The sequence below is a fragment of the Staphylococcus pseudoxylosus genome, from assembly GCF_003697915.1.
Lineage (GTDB): Bacteria > Bacillota > Bacilli > Staphylococcales > Staphylococcaceae > Staphylococcus > Staphylococcus pseudoxylosus.
The window spans coordinates 198,963-217,852 of record NZ_RCVN01000001.1 but is presented as its reverse complement, the minus strand read 5'-3'; the positions used below and the strand labels follow the sequence as shown (position 1 = coordinate 217,852).

The following is an 18,890-nucleotide window of genomic DNA, read 5'->3' as shown; positions in this document are numbered from 1 at the left end:
CAAATATTAAAAAAACAGACGGAATAGACAAGTTATCAATCAAATGTAAGGGTATTCATTGCTAATTTAATCATATTCCGTCACACATAAAATTTTTTTAAAATTATTTTATTTTTGGTTCTATTTTTACAGAAACATTGCCTCTAATAGAATTAGAAATCATACAATTGTTGTCTGCAACCTTTAATAGTTTCGGTAATTTTTGAGTCAAAAGTTCTTTTTGATTCGTTTCAACTGAAATGACTGGATAATGTATTATTGTATCCATGCGGAATTTTGCATTTTCAAAAATTGCTGTTCCAATAGAGGATTGGTCTATTGTAATGTTATTGAAACCTGAGCGTTCTAATACAGCTGCTAGTGAAATGATATAACATGATGAAGCGGCGGACACTAATAATTCATCTGGGTTTGTGCCTGTTCCATTACCACCAAGTCCTGAGGGGATTGATATTTGCTCACTTAAAACATCACCTTTGAGGTCACCGACTGATTCACGGCCGCCTGACCAATTTGTTTGTACTACAAATTCATGTTGTACCATATAGATTGACCTCCAGTATAATTATGATAACTTTAGTTTAGACGATTCTAAGAGATAATGAAAGTGGGGCATGATAAGAATGCATAACTATTTAGAAGATAGTAGAGTAATGTTGATTGCACATCGTGGATTTTCAACTGATTTTCCAGAAAACACACGAGCAGCTTTTGAACCTGCATTAGAAAGTGATATAGATATGCTTGAAATAGATATACATAGAACAAAAGATAATTACTTAGTTGTGATTCATGATGACACAATAAATCGCACTTCAAACGGTAAAGGCAAGGTGAAAGATTATAGTTTAAATGATTTGATGCAATTTGATTATGGTGTAATTAAACATATTAAATTTAAAGGGCAACGTTTGATGACGTTAGAGCAAGTGTTGGTATTAATTCAAAATTACCCACAGAAGCTTTTAATTGAAATTAAGCAACCACATTTTTATCCAGGGATTGAACAACAATTAATTGATATATTAAAAAAACATGACATTTCTGAGGAAAAAGTAATGATACAATCCTTTGATCAAAAATGTATTCGTAACCTCTATGACATGAAAGTGGGATTTAAGCTTGGTGTTTTAATTAGCAAAAGGAAGTACTGGTATAGAATGCCGAATTTTGACAAAATTGCCGTATATGCGGATTATGTAAATCCACATTATGCTTTAGTAAATCATAAATTTATGACTGCTGCACATAGCCTTGAATTGTCAGTTATGCCATATACTGTTAATGAGCCGAGCATTGCTAACAAGTTAATCATATTAGGCGTTGATGGTTTAATTTCTGATAATCCGACAAAATTAAAATAATTTAATATAAAAAATATGTGAACTTTGTAAATGAATTGATTTCAACTAAGTTCACATATTTTAATTTAACAATAGATGTATGGATTATTTACAATTAGCTATCTTCATGTGTATTAATCCAATGTTTTTTAAGTAAACCCATAATATGACAATTACTATATTTTCCTCGAGTATAAAAGTGTTCTTGCAGTGTTCCTTCAAAAACGAAATTTTGGCTTTTATAGATATGGACTGCTCTTTCGTTTTGAACATCTACAAAAAGGTAAATCTTATGCAAGTTCAACACTAGAAATGCATAGTCAATTGCCTTTTTAAACGCATTTTTTGCATATCCTTGCCCGCTATATTGAGGGTCAACAATAATTTGAATCTCACAATTACTATGTACAAAGTTAATTTCTACTAGTTCTACGACCCCGATGCGAACATTGTCATCTTCTATGATGAAGCGGCGTTCAGATTCATCCAATAAATGTTTTTTATATAATGATTGCAGTTCACTTAATGATTGATATGGCTCTTCAAACCAATAGGACATAATTGAATATTCATTGTTTAAGTGATGTACAAATTCTAGGTCAGTTTCTTCTAAAGCTCTAATAATCAAAATATACACTCCTTTAATTATATATGCTTATCATACTCAAATATAGCAAGATTGTAAATCATGATGTAATTATAAACTGTGTATATATTATTGATATACATCAATATGTTGAAAAGTTCATTCCATACTTAAAGACGTTATATCACTGTTTAGGGGAGAGGAGAGTTAACGATTAGAAGACAATAAAAAAACCAAGAAATCAATAAGATTTCTTGGTTCGACATAATCACGCTTATCTTGAGTAGTACTCAACGATAAGTTGTTCGTTGATTTCAGCAGGTAATTCACTACGTTCTGGAACGCGGATATATTTACCTTTTAAGTTGTCTGCATCAAATTCTAAATAATCTGGTACAAAGTTGTTGATCTCAACAGATTCAGCGATGATATCTAATTTTAAAGATTTTTCGCGTACTGAGATTTCTTGACCAGGTTTTAAAGTGTATGATGGGATATCAACACGTTTGCCATCAACTTCGATGTGACCGTGGTTAACGATTTGACGAGCTTGACGACGTGTACGTGCTAAACCTAATGAATATACAACTGCATCTAAACGAGCAGCTAATAATTGCATGAAGTTTTCACCGTGGACACCGTGTTGGTTACCAGCAGTTTCAAAAGTGTTACGGAATTGTCTTTCAGTCATTCCATATAAGTAACGTAACTTTTGTTTCTCACGTAATTGTAATGCATATTCTGATAATTTTTTACGTTGGTTAGGACCGTGTTGACCTGGTGCGTATGGACGCTTCTCTAATTCTTTACCAGTACCACTTAATGAGATACCTAAACGACGTGATTTTTTCCAGTTTGAACCTCTAAATCGAGCCATAGTAGACTCCTCCTTTTTCTCTTTTGTTGTTATGAAAAAACAAAAAAGAGTGTTGCATGCTTATTTGGATATATTGTTTTATGTGTCCTCGCCTCATAGCTACGGTTACACGGCACGTCCGCGTTGGGAACAACATAGTGCCAAATAATATACAACTGCTAATTTCGTTTATTCACACAAAGTACATTGTATCATGATATTAAGAACTGTCAACAACTAATGAGGATTTTAATGATAAGTAGTTTTCTTTTACACTTATGCGATTTGATTTTCAATAGTTTTTACAATATTTTCTAATGCATTCTTATCCGTTTCTGAAAAACGATTTGTGATTGGCGCATCAATATCTAATACTCCAATTACTTGTTCATTTTGATGAATAGGCACCACAATTTCTGATTTGCTGTTAGCATCACAAGCAATATGACCTGGGAAGGCATGAACATCTGCTACTAATTGTGTTTCATCTTGAGCTACTGCGGTACCGCATACACCACTACCAATTGCAATGTGTACACACGCTGGATGACCTTGGAAGGGACCTAAAATCAATTCATTATTGTCTATTAGATAAAAACCCACCCAATTGACTTGATCTAAAGAATCATTTAATAAAGCAGACACATTACTGAGTATAGCGATTAAATTGGATTCATCTTCTATTAAACTAGAAACCTGTTTTTCTAATAAATTATAATTGGTTTCTTTAACCTCTGACATACAAAAACCTCACTTTTTACTTTTCATTTAGTATAAAGACTGTTTTAATAGTAATCAAACAAATGATTTGTAAGGGCTTTTTTAAAATAACTTTATACATATAATTACTAGAGGTGAATTTGACGCAAATATTGAAATATTCATATGAATTAATTCATTTTCTCTTTTAATGCATAGGTAAATTACGTTATAATAAATAGTGATAAAATAGGAGGAGAAAACGTATGGTATTGTATATCATTTTAGCAATTATTGTCATAATACTGATTATTGTTGGTGTATTGTTCTATATGCGTTCAAGCAAAAGCCAAATTATTGAAAAGGCAGAAGAACGCAAAGTAAAAGTAGAACAATTGCCTTATGATGAGAGTTTATCTCAATTATCTGAGTTAAATTTAACTGGTGAAACAAAATCTACCTATGACAATTTAAAACAATCATCATTAGATAGTAAAAACCAATATTTAGTACCAGTAGAAGAAAAAATTCATAACGCAGAAGGTTTGTTAGATAAATTTAAGTTTTCACAAGCGCAAACCGAAGTGGATGAAGCCCACGAAATGATGGATCAATATGAAGCGAACTATAATGAACTTACTACCAAAGTAGAAAATATTATAGAACTACATAAAGAAAGCGATCATTTATACGAAGAATGTACAACTGATTATCGTGAAATGAAACGTGATGTATTAGCAAATAGACATCAATTTGGTGAAGCAGCTACGCCACTTGAACAAGAAATTGAATCGTTTGTCCCTGAAATGGAGACGTACGAAACATTAAAAAATGAAGGCAACTATAATCAAGCACATGAGCATATTAAAACTTTAAATGATGATATGAATTATTTAAAAAAAGATATGGACGAAATTCCTGACTTGATTAGAGAAGCACAAAAAGAATTACCTGGACAATTCCAAGATCTTAAATATGGGTGTAGAGACCTAAAAGTTGAAGGTTATGATTTAGACCATGTCAAGATTGACAGCACGCTACAAACATTGAAGACAGAACTTAGTTTTGTTGAACCAATGATTAGTAGATTAGAACTAGATGAAGCAAATGAAAAACTTAATAGTATTAATGATCGATTAGATGAGATGTACGATTTAATTGAACATGAAGTGACAGCCAAAAATGAAGTAGAAGAAACCAAAGAAGTTATTACTGATAATTTATTTAGAGCTAAAGAAATGAATTATACACTACAAACTGAAATCGAATATGTTCGTGAAAATTATTATATTAATGAAAGCGATGTTCAAAATGTAAGACAATTTGAAAATGAAATACAAAACATGATTGCTGTATACGATGATATCCTTAGAGAAATGTCAAAATCAGCAGTAAGATATAGCGAAGTTCAAGATAACTTGAAATATATCGAAGAACATGTTGATGTTATTAATGAGAAACAAGAAAAATTACAAAATCATTTAATTCAATTGCGTGAAGATGAAGCAGAAGCAGAAGAAAATATCTTACGTGTACAAAGTAAAAAAGAAGAAGTGTACAGAAAGTTACTTGCTTCAAACCTACCTAGTGTACCAGAACGCTTTATTATCATGAAGAATGAAATTGATTACGAAGTAAGAGAAGTAAATAAAAAATTCAGCGTACGCCCAATACATGTTAAACAGCTAAAAGATAAAGTTTCTAAAGTAGTACTACAAATGAATAAATTTGAAGATGAAGCTACTGATGTACTTGTGAATGCTGTTTATGCCGAAAAATTAATTGAATACGGCAACCGTTATCGTAAAGACAGCTCGAATATAGATAAGAGCCTAAACGAAGCAGAACGTCTCTTTAAAAATAACCGTTACAAACGTTCGATTGAAATTTCTGAGCAAGCTTTAGAAAGCGTAGAGCCAGGTGTTACAAAGCAAATTGAATCAAAAATTATCGGTTAAGTTCGGTTATAACTCATATTATATAGTAAGTTGACACGAAATGATTTAACATTTCGTGTCTTTTCTTTTTAATAAAAGCGAGTATAATGCTAAAGGGAAAACTTAAAAAGATTACGTGAAGCAAAGTTGAATACTATGTAGTTTATAATATATATAATGAATGGAGTGAACGCGGTGATATACTTAGATAATGCTGCGACGACAAAACCCAATCCTGAAGTGTTGGATACCTTTGTTAAAGTGAATCAGTCACTATATTTTAACCCTAACAGTCCACACCAAGCTGGATTACAAGCAGAACAATTACTGCAACAATCAAAGCAACAAATTAAAGATCTATTTGATTTGAAGCAATCATTTGATATTATCTATACAAGTGGCGCTACTGAAAGTAATAATATAGCAATTAAAGGTATTGCATATAAGAAAAAATCATTTGCCAATGAAATTATTACTTCAGTGCTAGAACATCCTTCAGTTTTAGAAGTAGTTCGTTCGCTTGAGGCAGAAGGTTTTATTATTAAATATGTAAATGTTTTAGATGATGGACAAGTAGATTTGAATCATTTAGAAACGTTAATGACAGACAACGTGGGATTAGTAACTTGTATGCATGTTAATAATATAATGGGGCAAATACAGCCTATTAAGGATATTGCTAATATTGTTCATCAATATCCTAAAGCGCATTTACATGTCGATGCAGTACAAGCACTGGGTAAAATACCGTTAATATTTGACGGCGTAGATACACTTAGTTTAAGTGGTCATAAATTTAATGGATTAAAAGGGCAAGGTGTACTCTTTGTTCGTAATATTCATCAATTAGAACCCATTATACATGGCGGTGGTCAAGAATATGGCGTTAGAAGTGGCACAGTGAACTTGCCAATGGATATAGCGATTGTAAAAGCAATGAAAGCAGCCGTAAATCAAACGTCTGCATTAAATAGTCAGTTACGTCGTTTTCATGATGAACTTAGCCAGTTCTTAACTCATTTTATGGGTGTGAAGATTAATTCACCCCAAGCAGGTGCACCGCATATACTGAATGTAGGCTTACCAGGTGTTAAGGGGGAAGTTTTAGTAAATGCATTTTCTAAAAATGACATTATGTTATCGACAACAAGCGCCTGTTCATCTAAAAAAGCGAGTCTTAATGAAGTGTTATCGGCTATGAATATACCAGTAAAACAAATTGAAGGTAGTATTCGAATTTCTATGGGAAGTCATACTACACCAGAAGATATACAAGGGTTTAAAGATAAATTTAAATTAGTTTATGAAGAAGTGAGGGATTTATTAGTATGATATATGATCATATATTAGTTAGGTACGGTGAGTTAACATTAAAAGGAGCTAACCGTAAAATATTTGTGAACAAATTACGCTCAAATGTAAAACGTTCACTAATGCCATTACAAGGATACACGGTAAAAGCAAATAGAGATAGAATGTATATAGAATTAGCGGAAGGTGCAGATATTGAAGAAATGTGCAACAGATTAAAAAAAGTCTTTGGTATTTATTCAATAAGCCCTGTATTAAAAATTGATAAAACAGTGGAAGCGGCAAAAGAGTTAGCTGTCCGATTTGCTAAAGAGTATGCACAAGATGACACTTTTAAAATTGATGTAAAGCGTTCGGATAAAAACTTCCCATATGACACATATGAATTACAAAGAACTTTAGGTGGAGCTGTATTAAGTGAAACGGATCATTTAAGCGTAGATGTACACAATCCTGATCACGTGATTAAAGTTGAAGTGCGTTTAGATGCCATTTACATGTATGATCAAGTGATTGCAGGCTCTGGCGGATTACCTGTTGGTACTGGAGGTAAAACTTTATTAATGCTATCTGGTGGTATTGATTCTCCAGTTGCCGGTATAGAAGTTATGCGTAGAGGTGTTACTGTAGAAGCAATACACTTCCATAGTCCACCGTTTACAAGTGAAAAAGCAAAAGAAAAAGTAATCGAACTAACGAGAATTTTATCAGAACATGTTGGACCAATTAAATTACACATTGTGCCATTTACAGCGCTGCAAAAACAGGTGAACAAAGAAGTTCATGAACGTTATACTATGACTTCAACACGTCGTATGATGATGCGAGTAGCTGACAAAGTGGTGCATGATATTGGCGCACATGCGATTGTAAATGGCGAGAATTTAGGCCAAGTTGCAAGTCAAACATTAAAGAGTATGTATGCGATAAATCATGTCACATCTACGCCTGTATTACGTCCTTTACTGACTTTAGATAAAGAAGATATTGTTAAAAAAGCTAAAGATATAGGTACATTTGATGTATCTATCCAACCATTTGAGGATTGTTGTACAATTTTCACTCCTAAAAATCCGGTTACTGAACCGGAATTAGAAAAAGTAGAAAAATATGAAAGTGGTTATGATTTTGAACCACTTGTACAACAGGCTGCGGACGAAATTGAGACATTATATATTACAAGCGATTATCAAAGTGAGAAAGATTCAGCTACACAAGCGCTAGCTGATGATCTATTTTAACTTTAAAAATTAATTAAACAAGGGGAGTGATGGGATGTTGGAATGGGACATATCTATCGTAATCATCATTATTCTTTTAGGGTTTTTGGCAGCATTTATTGATGCTGTTGTTGGAGGCGGCGGTTTGATTTCTATTCCTGCACTGCTAGCTGTTGGAATGCCACCGTCTATGGCCTTAGGTACAAATAAATTAGCGAGTGCATTTGGTTCAATGACAAGTGCTTTTCGATTTTTACGGTCAGGTAATGTAGATTTAAAAATTGTAGGGAAGTTATTCCCAATTGTATTTATTATGGCTATGGGAGGCGCAAGTATTGCAACATTCTTGCCCTCTCAGTTATTAAAACCTGTCGTCATTGTCGTATTAACAGTTGTAATGATTTATACGATTATGAAGAAGGATTGGGGTAATGTACGAACTTTCACAACATTAACGTTACCTAAAGCGATTTTATTTACATCTTTAATGGGATTGGTTGGTCTTTATGACGGCTTTCTTGGTGGCGGTACAGGGTCATTTATGTTGTTTATATTATTGATGTTTGGTTTTGATTTTTTAGGTGCAGCAGGAAATGCTAAAGTACTTAATTTTGCATCTAACTTAGGCGCATTAATTCTTTTTATCTTTTTAGATCAAGTAGATTATTTTTATGGCTTTATTATGGCAGCGAGTATGATTTGTGGTTCATATATCGGGGCGATGTTTGCTATTAAAAAAGGCGTTGGCTATGTTAAAGCTTTATTCATTATTGTTACTGCAATTTTGATTTTGAAAAATACATATGATTACATCATGCAAATAATGTAAAAGCATCTAATTTAATAAAACTAACGAAGTGATAAAATGCGGGTTTAGCAGTTGTTAAGTGGAAACATATACAACTGTAATACACATTTTTCTTGAAATTTAATTGTTGCGAAATTTATATGCACCATATGACAAGGCAGAACACTGAAATCAATTTTACGTTTACGATTTCTGTTCTGCCTTGTTTTGAATTGTTTGGTAAAAGGTATACATAAATGAATTAATTATGTTTAAATTAAGCGTGAGATAACAAAATTATTAAAATATAGGAGTGACTAGTAAATGTCGAAAAAACGCATGATTGCTATTATAATTGCGATCATTATAGTGGTTGGTGGTATAGTTATGAGTTCGATATCAGCTTTTGTAACCACAATGTTTAATGATTCGTCTTCTACAGCGATGGATCCCTTTACAGAAGAAATAGAGAAAGAAGGAAATTCTAGCAAACGTATTGCACATTTAACATTAAATGGAGAAATCGCTGAAGGCACGGGTGGTGGATTGTTCGGTGAAAGTGGCTATAATCATGAGTCTTTTCTTAAACAGTTAGATAACGTGAAAAAAGATGACACGATTAAAGGTATGTTATTAACCGTCAATACACCTGGTGGCGGCACATACCCAAGCGATGAAATATACGAAAAAATAAAAGAAATTAAACAGAAGAATAAAAAAGTATATGTACATATGGAATCGATGGCAGCATCAGGAGGCTATTATATTTCAGCGCCTGCCGATAAAATTTATGCAGGACCACAATCAATGACAGGTTCTATCGGAGTAATTATGTCCAGTGTCGATTATTCAGAATTACAGAAGAACTTAGGAATAAAAGAAAATGTGATTAAATCAGGCGACCATAAAGATATTTTAAGTAGTTCAAGAGAGATGACTTCAGAAGAAAGAAGTATCTTACAATCTGTATTAGATGATAGCTTTGATCGTTTTGTAAATATTGTTAAAGAAGGCAGAGACATGTCAGAAAGTAAAGTAAGAAAATTAGCTGACGGCCGCATTTATAGTGCACAACAAGCAAAAAGTAATGGCTTAATTGATGAAATTGGTTATGAAGATAAGACTATAGAAGCTTTACAGAAAGATATTAAATCTAAAGATGCTGAAGTATTTGAATATACAGAAGGCGGTGGATTCTTCTCTTCATTTTCAGATATGAAGACGAGCGTTTCTCAGTTTACAGATAGTTTTAAAGATATCAAATCAGTAATTAATAATGATACTAAAACTGAACCTATGTATCTATACGAAGGTTAGGTGTGACCATGGACAATATACAAAATGAATATAGAGATAATGAGAAAATAAGTAATGATAGCAAGCAAGTCGAAACAAGTGATCTTTACCACGAACAAATATCCAAAGCGTTATATGCAGGATTTGGAATAAGATTTTTCGCATTTATCATAGATTTGCTAATTATTTTTGGTGTAGAGAGTTTTATTTTGAAACCTATTTATCATTTTACAAACATTGATTCTTTAAAGTTGTGGATTGATTATTTTAGTGTTGGACACTTGCTAAATGCATTAGTTTTTTACTTGTATTTTGTACTACTTACGAAGTATTTTAAACAAACATTAGGGAAAATGATATGTAATGTAAGGGTTGAGCGTATAGACAGACAACGTTTGACTTGGCAAGATGTATTATTTAGAGAGTGGATAGGTCGTATTATTAGTGGTGTATTTATGAATTTACCATACTTGGTAGTTATATTTACGAACAAACATAGAGGTATTCACGATTATTTTGCAGATACGGTCGTTATAAAAAATAAATTAGATAAATTGTTTTATTTGAAGTAGTTTAACACAATTTATAAGTTGAATAGTTTATTTCAGAAACACAAACAGTTATAATTACAAAGTAAACACTTTTAATTTAGGAGGCGTTCTAATGGCGCAAATTACATTCAAGCAAGATCCAATTACTTTATTAGGTTCTCAAGTGAAAAAAGGAGAAACTGCACCGGATTTCGCTGTATTAGATAATGATTTAAATGAAGTAAACTTATCAACTTACGATGGTCAGAAAAAACTTATTAGTGTTGTACCATCTATAGATACTGGTGTTTGCGATCAACAAACACGTAAATTCAATGAAGAAGCTTCAAAAGAAGACGGCGTTGTATTAACTGTTTCTGTTGATTTACCATTTGCACAAAAAAGATGGTGTGCCTCAAACGGATTAGATAATGTTATTACATTAAGCGATCATAAAGATTTATCTTTTGGTAAAAACTATGGCGTTGTAATGGAAGAATTACGTTTGCTTGCACGTTCAGTTTTTGTCTTAGATAAAAATAATAAAGTTGTATATACTGAAATTGTTTCAGAAGGTACAGATTTCCCAGATTTCGATGCTGCTTTAGAAGCTTACCGTAGCATTTAATTCGATTAGTTTTAATAAAAATATCATATGTTAAAATATTGTTACACAGAAAAACAGTATCATTGACATTATAAAATTTACTGTCCATAATTATTTGGTAAAATAAGTTAGCTGAAACTAACTTGATTTCAATTAAATTATGGACAGTTTTTTTAGAAAGGACTATTAAATGACACAAGAAGAAACAGTAATGGAGAAGTTATTCCAGACATTAGATGAAAAAGCTAAAACGTTAAATGAAGATAATGGACAAAGTTTTATTGAGAATTTAGGACTTGCAATGGAGCATGTTTATACGAATCAAAGAGACTTGTTAGAACAAGCTACTTTGCAAGATAGAAGGAAAGCTTTTCAATTTGCTTATTTAAGTTTGATGCAAAATGAAGATATACAAGCGAATCATCAAATTACACCAGACTCTATAGGTCTAATCCTAGGTTTTCTATCTGAACGTTTCTTGAAAAATAGTGAAGCCATGCATATCGCTGATCTTGCGAGTGGAGCAGGACATTTAAGCGCCTCTGTTCATGAAGTACTTTCTGATCATACGTTAATGCATCATTTGGTAGAGGTCGATCCAGTATTATCTAGAGTAAGTGTGCATTTAGCTAATTTCTTAGAAATTCCATTTGACGTTTATCCACAAGATGCTATTATGCCATTACCGTTTGAAGATGCTGACGTTGTTATTGGTGATTTACCGATTGGATATTATCCGGTAGATGATAGAAGTAAGGAAATGGCACTCGGTTTTGAAGAAGGACATAGTTATTCACATTTCTTACTCATCGAACAGGCTATTACAGCAATGAAACCATCTGGTTATGCTTTTTTAGTTGTACCAAGCAATATTTTTGAAGGCGAAAATGTGAAACAGTTACAAAATTTCATTGCTACAGAAACAGAAATGCAAGCCTTTTTAAATTTACCAGCGACATTATTTAAAAATGAAAAAGCGCGTAAATCTATACTTGTATTACAGAAAAAAGAAACGAATGTAACCAAATCTGTAGAAGTTTTACTAGCAAATATTCCTGATTTCAAAAGCCCACAACAATTCCAAGGTTTTTTACAAGATTTAAATGCATGGATGCAAGAAAATCACCCTGAAAATTAAGCTGTAATATTCTTGTATTTGAACTGTATTAATGATTAAATAGATATGGATATTAAAAACTTAAAAAAATGGAGGCATTATGCTTATGTCAAAATTAATTTTGGCCATTAACGCTGGTAGTTCATCTTTGAAATTTCAACTTATTGAAATGCCGGAAGAGAAAATTGTAACTAAGGGACTTATTGAACGTATTGGGTTGAAAAATTCTATTTTCACTATTGAAGTGAACGGGGAAAAAGTAACTGAAACAAAAGACATCGAAAACCATGAAGATGCAGTTAATATTATGTTAGAAAGCTTTAAAGAACATGGTATTATTGAAAGTATTTATGATATTGATGGTACTGGCCACCGTGTTGTTCATGGTGGGGAAGTATTCCCTTCATCAACTTACGTAGATGATGAAGTAGAAAAACAAATTGAATCACTAAGTGAGCTTGCACCATTGCATAACCCTGCTAACTTAATGGGAATTCGTGCATTCCGTAAATTACTTCCTGAGATACCTCATGTTGCTGTGTTTGATACTTCATTCCATCAAACTATGCCAGAGAAATCTTATCTCTATAGTTTGCCGTATCAATATTACGAAGATTTTGGAATTCGTAAATATGGTTTCCATGGTACGAGCCACAAATACGTTTCTCAACGTGCTTCAGAAATCTTAGGCAAGCCTATTGAAGAGTTACGTATTATTTCATGTCATATTGGTAATGGTGCTTCTATTGCTGCTATTGATGGTGGTGAATCTGTAGATACTTCTATGGGCTTCACACCATTAGCAGGTGTGACTATGGGCACACGTTCAGGTAACATTGACCCAGCATTAATTCCATTCATCATGGAGAAAACTGGTAAAAACGCTGAAGAAGTTTTAAATACTTTAAATAAAGAATCTGGTTTATTAGGTATTTCAGGTACTTCTAGTGACTTAAGAGATATCATTGATGAAGCTAAAGAAGGCAAAGAAAGAGCGCAATTAGCACTTGATGTATTTGCTTCTCGTATCCATAAATATATTGGTTCATATGCAACACGTATGCATGGTGTAGATGTGATTGTATTTACAGCTGGCGTTGGTGAAAACTCAGATCCAGTTAGAGCAAAAGTATTAGAAGGTCTAGAATTTATGGGCGTTTATTGGGATGCTAAGAAAAATGAAGCAATTCACGGTGAAGAAGGATTTATTAACTACCCACATTCACCAGTTAAAGTCATTGTTATTCCAACAAATGAAGAAGTTATGATCGCACGTGATGTAGTAGAATTTGGTGACGTTAAATAATATTTATAATGATAGAATATTAGATGTAAGACCAAATAGATCTGATAAAGATATTATAAGCGAGCATTAAAATTAAAGCACCGCGGTTGCCTTATGCATAGCATGAGGTTCCCGTGGTGCTTTTTGTAAATGTTAAGCTATATTGCAGTGTTGAAATTACGTCTTGTTGTTTACTACTTCAAATACAATGAATTGTGATATTTGTGATTTGTTGAAGTTATTATCTGATACGACTACAAGTGAATCATTACCATTTGCTAGTTTTTTTCCAAATGTCATTCCTTCGATATTATCTACTTTATCTAATTGTGCATCGTTTAAATTAGCAACTAATTTCTTTTTAACTGGTGTTACTTCGGCATTTTGCAAAGTCTGTGTATCTTTTATGTCAGATGCATGATTAATATCTATTTTATAAATTCGGACATAGTTTTTAAATGTACCGTCTGATGACTGAACACTAGCTCTTTCTAATGTTAAAAATTCATGCTTATTAATTGCTAACATTTCAGAAACACCGTTTTCTGCTGTTTTGGCGTTGTTTCCTACATGGGGTACTGAATCGATTGGGTAGGCGTATTCTGATAATACATTACCTCGGCGATCATATTGTGTGATACGTGATAGGGCGCCTGAATCGGCTGTAGGAACAGGTCCGTCTTGTATTACTGGTGCTTCCATAGATGTCCATATAGATGTACCGTCAACTGAAAAAGTACTGCCTTCAATGGCTAAATTATTACGGAACCCTTTTTTTGATTGCGTATCCATTTTTAATGATTCGTTAATAGGCAATTCAGAAATAAAATTACCGTTTAAATTACTAAACCTGATAAATGGATTTAATCCTAAACTTCGATCACCTTCACTTGTATATAGAATATTGTTCGTCAAAGGATCAAAACGGATTGATTCTGGGTCTGCCACAATATCCTTTGATTTATTACTAAATTGTTTTTTACTAATATAATTACTACCATTTGGTTGTTTTAAGCTATTAACATTTTTAATATTTATGTTATTAAACTGACGAAGATTATAATTTAAATTCGCTTCATAAAATCTGGAAAAACTATGTTCCGAACGGTCGTCACTAAGGAGATACCATTTATTAGATTTTGGGTTATATGTAATGCCTGATATACCACCGACATTAGTTTTATTATAGGTTTGTTCATGTGGTATTGTTTTACTATCTATAAGTCTTAGCTTATCTACTTGATGAGAGTGTGGTGCAACGTCCTGTGCGCTTGTTGCGAAGGCATGAAGTGATATCATATTTATCATTACAGTAACGAGTAATGTAAGAAAGATGATTTTTGTGGCTTGTTGCATAACTGTTATGCTCCTTTCATATGCTTACTAATTAAAGGATAAGTTATGATTGTGAAGGATAGTTGAATATTGGATAACAATGTTGTAAAAGTGAGCGTTATAAACATGTTCGTTATGTAATACTAATCAATTAAATTATAAAAAGCAGGATAAAATGCCCGGCTAATATGAACAAAATATCCTGCTTCAAACCTTATTGTGTTTTAAGTGAATTATATCATTCACTATTCGTATGAACTTAACGTGCTTGGTATTGTGATCTGAATTCATCAGTAGCAACTTGTGGTTGGAAGTCTTCAGGAAGTTCTTCTGTACGTACAACTAATACATCACAAGGAGAATGACGCACAATAGCCTCAGACACTGAACCAACAATGAATCTTTCTACTGCATTTAAACCAGACGTACCACACATGATTAAATCTGCATCGACATCAGCAGCTAATTTTTTAGGAATAATTGCTTTTGGTGAACCGAATTCTAAACGTGTTTCGACATCAGTTACACCAGCATTTGTAGCGACTTCTTTATAACCTTTTAACAAATCTTCAGAGAAATTTTTAGATTTCTCAGTGAATTGCGCATCATATACTTCGTATGAAGAATATGTTCTTGAATCAATCACATTCACAACAGTAAGTTTTGAATCGTTACGTTTTGCTACGTCTACAGCCTTGTTAAATGCCCACTCTGCCTCATGTGATCCATCGACTGCTATTAAAATATTTTTATAAGTTAGCATCGTAATTACCTCCTTATTTTTCTTACTTATATTATACCACCGTTTACAGAATATTAACACAATTTGTATGTTGTAAAACTACCCTAAACTATGATTGCGCTTTCATTGGATACGCGTTACTATGAATTTGGAGGTGGATGAAATGATTATAGGTATTCCTAAAGAGATTAAAAATAACGAAAATAGAGTGAGTTTGTCGCCGAGTGGTGTACATGCACTAGTTGAACAAGGTCACACTGTTATCGTTGAAAAATCTGCAGGTTTGGGTTCATACTTTGAAGACGTGGACTACACTGCAGCAGGGGCTAAAATTGTTAATGAGCAAGCAGAAGTTTGGAACGTAGATATGGTCATGAAAGTTAAAGAACCATTAGAAGAAGAGTTCCAATATTTTAAAGAAGGCTTAATTTTATTTACTTATTTACATTTAGCGAACGAACCAGCTTTAACTCAAGCTTTATTAGATAATAAAGTTGTTGGTATTGCATATGAAACCGTGCAATTGCCAGATCGTTCGTTACCATTGTTAACTCCAATGAGTGAAGTAGCGGGACGTATGTCTGCTCAAATTGGAGCTGAATTTTTACAAAAATATAAAGGCGGCATGGGTATACTACTTGGTGGCGTACCGGGCGTTTCTAAAGGACGCGTATCAATTATCGGTGGGGGTCAAGCAGGTACAAATGCTGCAAAAATTGCGCTTGGACTAGGTGCAGATGTTACGATTTTAGATGTTAATCCTAAACGATTACAAGAATTAGAAGACTTATTTGATGGTCGCGTACACACAATCATGTCTAATCCTTTAAATATAGAGCAATGTGTGAAAGATAGTGATTTAGTCATTGGTGCAGTATTAATTCCAGGTGCTAAAGCTCCTAACCTTGTAACTGAAGATATGGTTAAACAAATGAGAGATGGCGCAGTCATAGTTGATATAGCTATTGATCAAGGTGGTATATTCGAAACAACTGACCGCATTTCTACACATGATGATCCAACTTATAAGAAACATGGTGTTGTACATTATGCTGTAGCAAATATGCCTGGTGCAGTTCCTCGTACATCAACGATTGCTTTAAACAATGCAACTCTACCATATGCGCAACAACTTGCTGGAAAAGGTTATTTAAAAGCATTACAAGATAATCAAGCATTGTCATTAGGTTTAAACACAATTAATGGTGAGCTTACTAATAAAGGTGTAGCTGAAGCATTAAAATTATCGTATACCGAGATTGAAAGCGCATTAAAATAATTATATAAAAATAAAAACTGGTAAGCCAATGTGAATTAACACATTATGGGCATTACCAGTTTTTTATTGATAAATATTTTATCCGAATTTAAAAAATCATCTTATTCGCTTTAAATTGATTTAGACGATTTTTGTTCCATGTACCTCTTGAAAAGGGAAAGCTTCAAGAAGTTCTTGTAAATTATCCTTATTTAATCCGCCACCAGGCATAATTTCGATATCGCCACCTGAATTAACGACTAATTTACCTAAATGATTTAAATTATCAAAGATATCAGTGTCACTAGGACCACCGTGCGTTAGTAATCTAGTGAATTTAAGGTCGATTAGTTGGTGTAGCGCTTTAATCTGACCGTGCTGATGAATTTCATCGAATGCCATATGACAAACAACTGGAATAGAATCAGCAAGTTGTTTTAATGTTTTCATTTGCCATTCATTTAAAACTGCATCTTGCGTCAGACAGCCAAATACAAAATAATCAACGTTAAATTGTTTTAGTGCCTTTATGTCACGTTGCATAATCTCGAAATCATATAGATTATAGACAAAATCTCCGCCACGTGGTCGAATCATTACCGCTATTTCCACATGGTTTGCGTGACATATTTCTGTAGCAATTTCGACCATGCCAATACTTGGTGTTGTGCCCCCAACAGTTAAGTTGTCGCATAGTTCAATACGATTCGCACCGTTACTTATCGCTTGTTCGACTTGTTGAATTGTTTCAACTACTGCCTCTTTAATCATTTTTCGTATCCAGTCAAGCTTTCATGTCCATCTTCGGTAACAAGAATGTCGTCTTCAATACGCACGCCTGCTACGCCAGGTACATAAATACCTGGCTCTACTGTAACCACCATACCAGCGACAAATTGATTTGTATTTGAACTAGAAACATCTTGATATTCATGTTCTTCTAGACCTAAACCATGACCTAATCTATGAGGGAAATATTCACCATAACCAGCATCACTAATAATATTACGTGCAATATCATCAACATCTTTAATCGTTACACCAGGTTTTATAGCAGCGATAGCCTCTTGTTCTGCTTTTAATACAATATTATAAATATCTTGCGCTTCATCACTCGGTGTGCCAAATCTAACAGTTCTTGTCATATCACTGCAATAATTATCATAAATTACGCCTAAATCAAATAATACAAATTCATCTTTTTGAAGTTGACGGTCACCTGGCGTGCCGTGAGGAGAAGCAGCGTGATCACCAAATAATACCATTGTATCGAAACTCATTTCGTTTACACCATAAGCTTTAATTTCATTTTCTATATGGTTAACAACTTGACGTTCTGTGACACCTTCTTTTAAAAATGCTACACCAATTTCAATACATTTATCTGCGAGTTCACACGCTTTTTTAATAGTAGCAATTTCATTTTCACTTTTAACATTTCGCAATTCTTTAATTGTTTGATCGATATCGCCAAATTGTTGGACTCCAAATGCATCTATCAGTGCACGTTGACGATGAAGTGTTAAGTGTTCTGCTTCAACAAGTAATTTATTGATTTTAAGAGGGTACTTATCTAAACCATTTTCTGTATCCAAATAGCCAATAACTTCTCCTTCAAATGGCGAATTTTTAACATCTTCCATTTCTAATTGTGGGCAAAATAAAATTTGCTCTCCGTTAGCTTTAATTAATAAAGCTAATAAACGTTCGTGAGGATCACTTAAGTAACCTGTGAAATAAAAGATGTTCAGTGGTGTAGTAATCCAAGCTGCATCAGCTTGTTGTGTTTGTAATTCTTTAGTAATCTGTTCTAATTTCATTTTATTCGTCCTCCTAAAATTATAATCATTTTAATTTTATGCCACTTCATGGAGGAATTCAAAAGTTAAATATTATATTATTCATATTTCATTCATTTATACATTAGTTTAATATAGCTCATAATTATTTTAAGTTAATTAGTGTGTTATAAGACAGTGGA

Annotated in this window: 19 protein-coding genes; 11 read left to right on the top strand and 8 right to left on the bottom strand. The window is 33.0% G+C overall.

Going from position 1 to position 18,890, the window contains the following annotated elements; all coding sequences use genetic code 11:
- Positions 1-103: 103 nt before the first annotated feature.
- On the bottom strand, positions 104-544 hold the full coding sequence (locus tag D9V42_RS01050) for an SACOL1771 family peroxiredoxin (RefSeq protein WP_107531451.1): 441 nt from the start codon (positions 542-544) through the stop codon (positions 104-106).
- Positions 545-623: 79 nt separating this feature from the next.
- Between D9V42_RS01050 and D9V42_RS01045 the strand changes: the two genes are divergently transcribed.
- Positions 624-1,364: a glycerophosphodiester phosphodiesterase gene (locus D9V42_RS01045; protein ID WP_122062528.1), complete on the top strand. Its 741-nt coding sequence runs from the start codon at positions 624-626 to the stop codon at positions 1,362-1,364.
- 94 nt (positions 1,365-1,458) lie between these two features.
- Here the strand turns inward: D9V42_RS01045 and D9V42_RS01040 are convergent, their stop codons facing one another.
- The 3 genes from D9V42_RS01040 to D9V42_RS01025 all read right to left on the bottom strand — a co-directional run bounded on the left by D9V42_RS01040 (position 1,459) and on the right by D9V42_RS01025 (position 3,526).
- On the bottom strand, positions 1,459-1,971 hold the full coding sequence (locus tag D9V42_RS01040; protein WP_122062525.1) for a GNAT family N-acetyltransferase: 513 nt from the start codon (positions 1,969-1,971) through the stop codon (positions 1,459-1,461).
- Between the two features lie 232 nt (positions 1,972-2,203).
- Positions 2,204-2,806 carry a 30S ribosomal protein S4 gene (gene rpsD / locus D9V42_RS01035; protein ID WP_017722144.1) on the bottom strand — a complete coding sequence of 201 codons (603 nt, stop codon included), beginning with the start codon at positions 2,804-2,806 and terminating at the stop codon, positions 2,204-2,206.
- Positions 2,807-3,061: 255 nt separating this feature from the next.
- A complete protein-coding gene (locus D9V42_RS01025; RefSeq protein ID WP_122062523.1) occupies positions 3,062-3,526 on the bottom strand; it encodes a GAF domain-containing protein in 465 nt (154 codons plus the stop codon).
- A 224-nt stretch (positions 3,527-3,750) separates the two neighbouring features.
- Here D9V42_RS01025 and ezrA point away from each other — a divergent pair, with 224 nt between their 5' ends.
- The 9 genes from ezrA to D9V42_RS00980 all read left to right on the top strand — a co-directional run bounded on the left by ezrA (position 3,751) and on the right by D9V42_RS00980 (position 13,595).
- A complete protein-coding gene (ezrA, locus tag D9V42_RS01020) occupies positions 3,751-5,442 on the top strand; it encodes a septation ring formation regulator EzrA (protein ID WP_107556017.1) in 1,692 nt (563 codons plus the stop codon).
- Positions 5,443-5,616: 174 nt separating this feature from the next.
- Complete coding sequence (locus D9V42_RS01015; RefSeq protein WP_122062521.1) at positions 5,617-6,753, top strand: cysteine desulfurase family protein; 1,137 nt, start codon at positions 5,617-5,619, stop codon at positions 6,751-6,753.
- Complete coding sequence (gene thiI, locus D9V42_RS01010) at positions 6,750-7,973, top strand: tRNA uracil 4-sulfurtransferase ThiI (RefSeq protein ID WP_122062519.1); 1,224 nt, start codon at positions 6,750-6,752, stop codon at positions 7,971-7,973. The genes D9V42_RS01015 and thiI overlap by 4 nt, the downstream gene beginning before the upstream one ends.
- A 34-nt stretch (positions 7,974-8,007) precedes the next feature.
- On the top strand, positions 8,008-8,781 hold the full coding sequence (locus tag D9V42_RS01005) for a sulfite exporter TauE/SafE family protein (RefSeq protein ID WP_107556014.1): 774 nt from the start codon (positions 8,008-8,010) through the stop codon (positions 8,779-8,781).
- A 282-nt stretch (positions 8,782-9,063) separates the two neighbouring features.
- Positions 9,064-10,056 carry a signal peptide peptidase SppA gene (gene sppA, locus D9V42_RS01000; RefSeq protein ID WP_122062517.1) on the top strand — a complete coding sequence of 331 codons (993 nt, stop codon included), beginning with the start codon at positions 9,064-9,066 and terminating at the stop codon, positions 10,054-10,056.
- An 8-nt stretch (positions 10,057-10,064) separates the two neighbouring features.
- Positions 10,065-10,607 (top strand): RDD family protein, encoded by a 543-nt coding sequence (locus D9V42_RS00995; protein WP_122062515.1) that lies wholly within the window; start codon positions 10,065-10,067, stop codon positions 10,605-10,607.
- A gap of 91 nt (positions 10,608-10,698) precedes the next feature.
- On the top strand, positions 10,699-11,193 hold the full coding sequence (tpx, locus tag D9V42_RS00990) for a thiol peroxidase (protein WP_107531098.1): 495 nt from the start codon (positions 10,699-10,701) through the stop codon (positions 11,191-11,193).
- A 169-nt stretch (positions 11,194-11,362) separates the two neighbouring features.
- A complete protein-coding gene (locus tag D9V42_RS00985; RefSeq protein ID WP_107556010.1) occupies positions 11,363-12,310 on the top strand; it encodes a class I SAM-dependent methyltransferase in 948 nt (315 codons plus the stop codon).
- A gap of 85 nt (positions 12,311-12,395) precedes the next feature.
- Complete coding sequence (locus D9V42_RS00980) at positions 12,396-13,595, top strand: acetate kinase (RefSeq protein ID WP_107556009.1); 1,200 nt, start codon at positions 12,396-12,398, stop codon at positions 13,593-13,595.
- A 156-nt stretch (positions 13,596-13,751) separates the two neighbouring features.
- On the opposite strand, the gene D9V42_RS00975 is transcribed toward D9V42_RS00980, so the two are convergent.
- Both D9V42_RS00975 and D9V42_RS00970 read right to left on the bottom strand, forming a co-directional pair.
- A complete protein-coding gene (locus tag D9V42_RS00975; protein ID WP_122062513.1) occupies positions 13,752-14,930 on the bottom strand; it encodes an esterase-like activity of phytase family protein in 1,179 nt (392 codons plus the stop codon).
- Positions 14,931-15,168: 238 nt separating this feature from the next.
- A complete protein-coding gene (locus D9V42_RS00970) occupies positions 15,169-15,672 on the bottom strand; it encodes a universal stress protein (protein ID WP_017722132.1) in 504 nt (167 codons plus the stop codon).
- A 142-nt stretch (positions 15,673-15,814) separates the two neighbouring features.
- Between D9V42_RS00970 and ald the strand changes: the two genes are divergently transcribed.
- The gene (gene ald, locus D9V42_RS00965; protein ID WP_122062511.1) at positions 15,815-16,930 is read left to right on the top strand and encodes an alanine dehydrogenase; all 1,116 of its coding nucleotides are present in this window, start codon (positions 15,815-15,817) and stop codon (positions 16,928-16,930) included.
- A gap of 120 nt (positions 16,931-17,050) precedes the next feature.
- Here the strand turns inward: ald and D9V42_RS00960 are convergent, their stop codons facing one another.
- Together D9V42_RS00960 and D9V42_RS00955 are read right to left on the bottom strand one after the other, a co-directional pair.
- On the bottom strand, positions 17,051-17,680 hold the full coding sequence (locus tag D9V42_RS00960; protein ID WP_107556204.1) for a copper homeostasis protein CutC: 630 nt from the start codon (positions 17,678-17,680) through the stop codon (positions 17,051-17,053).
- Entirely contained in the window at positions 17,677-18,729 is a 1,053-nt protein-coding gene (locus D9V42_RS00955; protein ID WP_107556205.1) for a M24 family metallopeptidase, read from the bottom strand. Before D9V42_RS00955 ends, D9V42_RS00960 begins: the two co-directional genes overlap by 4 nt.
- Between the last annotated feature and the right edge of the window lie 161 nt (positions 18,730-18,890).

Coding starts and splice junctions, on each gene's coding strand:
- D9V42_RS00980 (WP_107556009.1), top strand. CDS start 12,396: ATGTCAAAATTAATTTTGGCCATTAACGCTGGTAGTTCATCTTTGAAA.
- D9V42_RS00975 (WP_122062513.1), bottom strand. CDS start 14,930: ATGCAACAAGCCACAAAAATCATCTTTCTTACATTACTCGTTACTGTA.
- D9V42_RS01045 (WP_122062528.1), top strand. CDS start 624: ATGCATAACTATTTAGAAGATAGTAGAGTAATGTTGATTGCACATCGT.
- ezrA (WP_107556017.1), top strand. CDS start 3,751: ATGGTATTGTATATCATTTTAGCAATTATTGTCATAATACTGATTATT.
- D9V42_RS00955 (WP_107556205.1), bottom strand. CDS start 18,729: ATGAAATTAGAACAGATTACTAAAGAATTACAAACACAACAAGCTGAT.
- D9V42_RS00960 (WP_107556204.1), bottom strand. CDS start 17,680: ATGATTAAAGAGGCAGTAGTTGAAACAATTCAACAAGTCGAACAAGCG.
- D9V42_RS00970 (WP_017722132.1), bottom strand. CDS start 15,672: ATGCTAACTTATAAAAATATTTTAATAGCAGTCGATGGATCACATGAG.
- rpsD (WP_017722144.1), bottom strand. CDS start 2,806: ATGGCTCGATTTAGAGGTTCAAACTGGAAAAAATCACGTCGTTTAGGT.
- D9V42_RS01025 (WP_122062523.1), bottom strand. CDS start 3,526: ATGTCAGAGGTTAAAGAAACCAATTATAATTTATTAGAAAAACAGGTT.
- sppA (WP_122062517.1), top strand. CDS start 9,064: ATGTCGAAAAAACGCATGATTGCTATTATAATTGCGATCATTATAGTG.
- D9V42_RS01005 (WP_107556014.1), top strand. CDS start 8,008: ATGTTGGAATGGGACATATCTATCGTAATCATCATTATTCTTTTAGGG.
- D9V42_RS00985 (WP_107556010.1), top strand. CDS start 11,363: ATGACACAAGAAGAAACAGTAATGGAGAAGTTATTCCAGACATTAGAT.
- D9V42_RS01050 (WP_107531451.1), bottom strand. CDS start 544: ATGGTACAACATGAATTTGTAGTACAAACAAATTGGTCAGGCGGCCGT.
- thiI (WP_122062519.1), top strand. CDS start 6,750: ATGATATATGATCATATATTAGTTAGGTACGGTGAGTTAACATTAAAA.
- D9V42_RS00995 (WP_122062515.1), top strand. CDS start 10,065: ATGGACAATATACAAAATGAATATAGAGATAATGAGAAAATAAGTAAT.
- tpx (WP_107531098.1), top strand. CDS start 10,699: ATGGCGCAAATTACATTCAAGCAAGATCCAATTACTTTATTAGGTTCT.
- ald (WP_122062511.1), top strand. CDS start 15,815: ATGATTATAGGTATTCCTAAAGAGATTAAAAATAACGAAAATAGAGTG.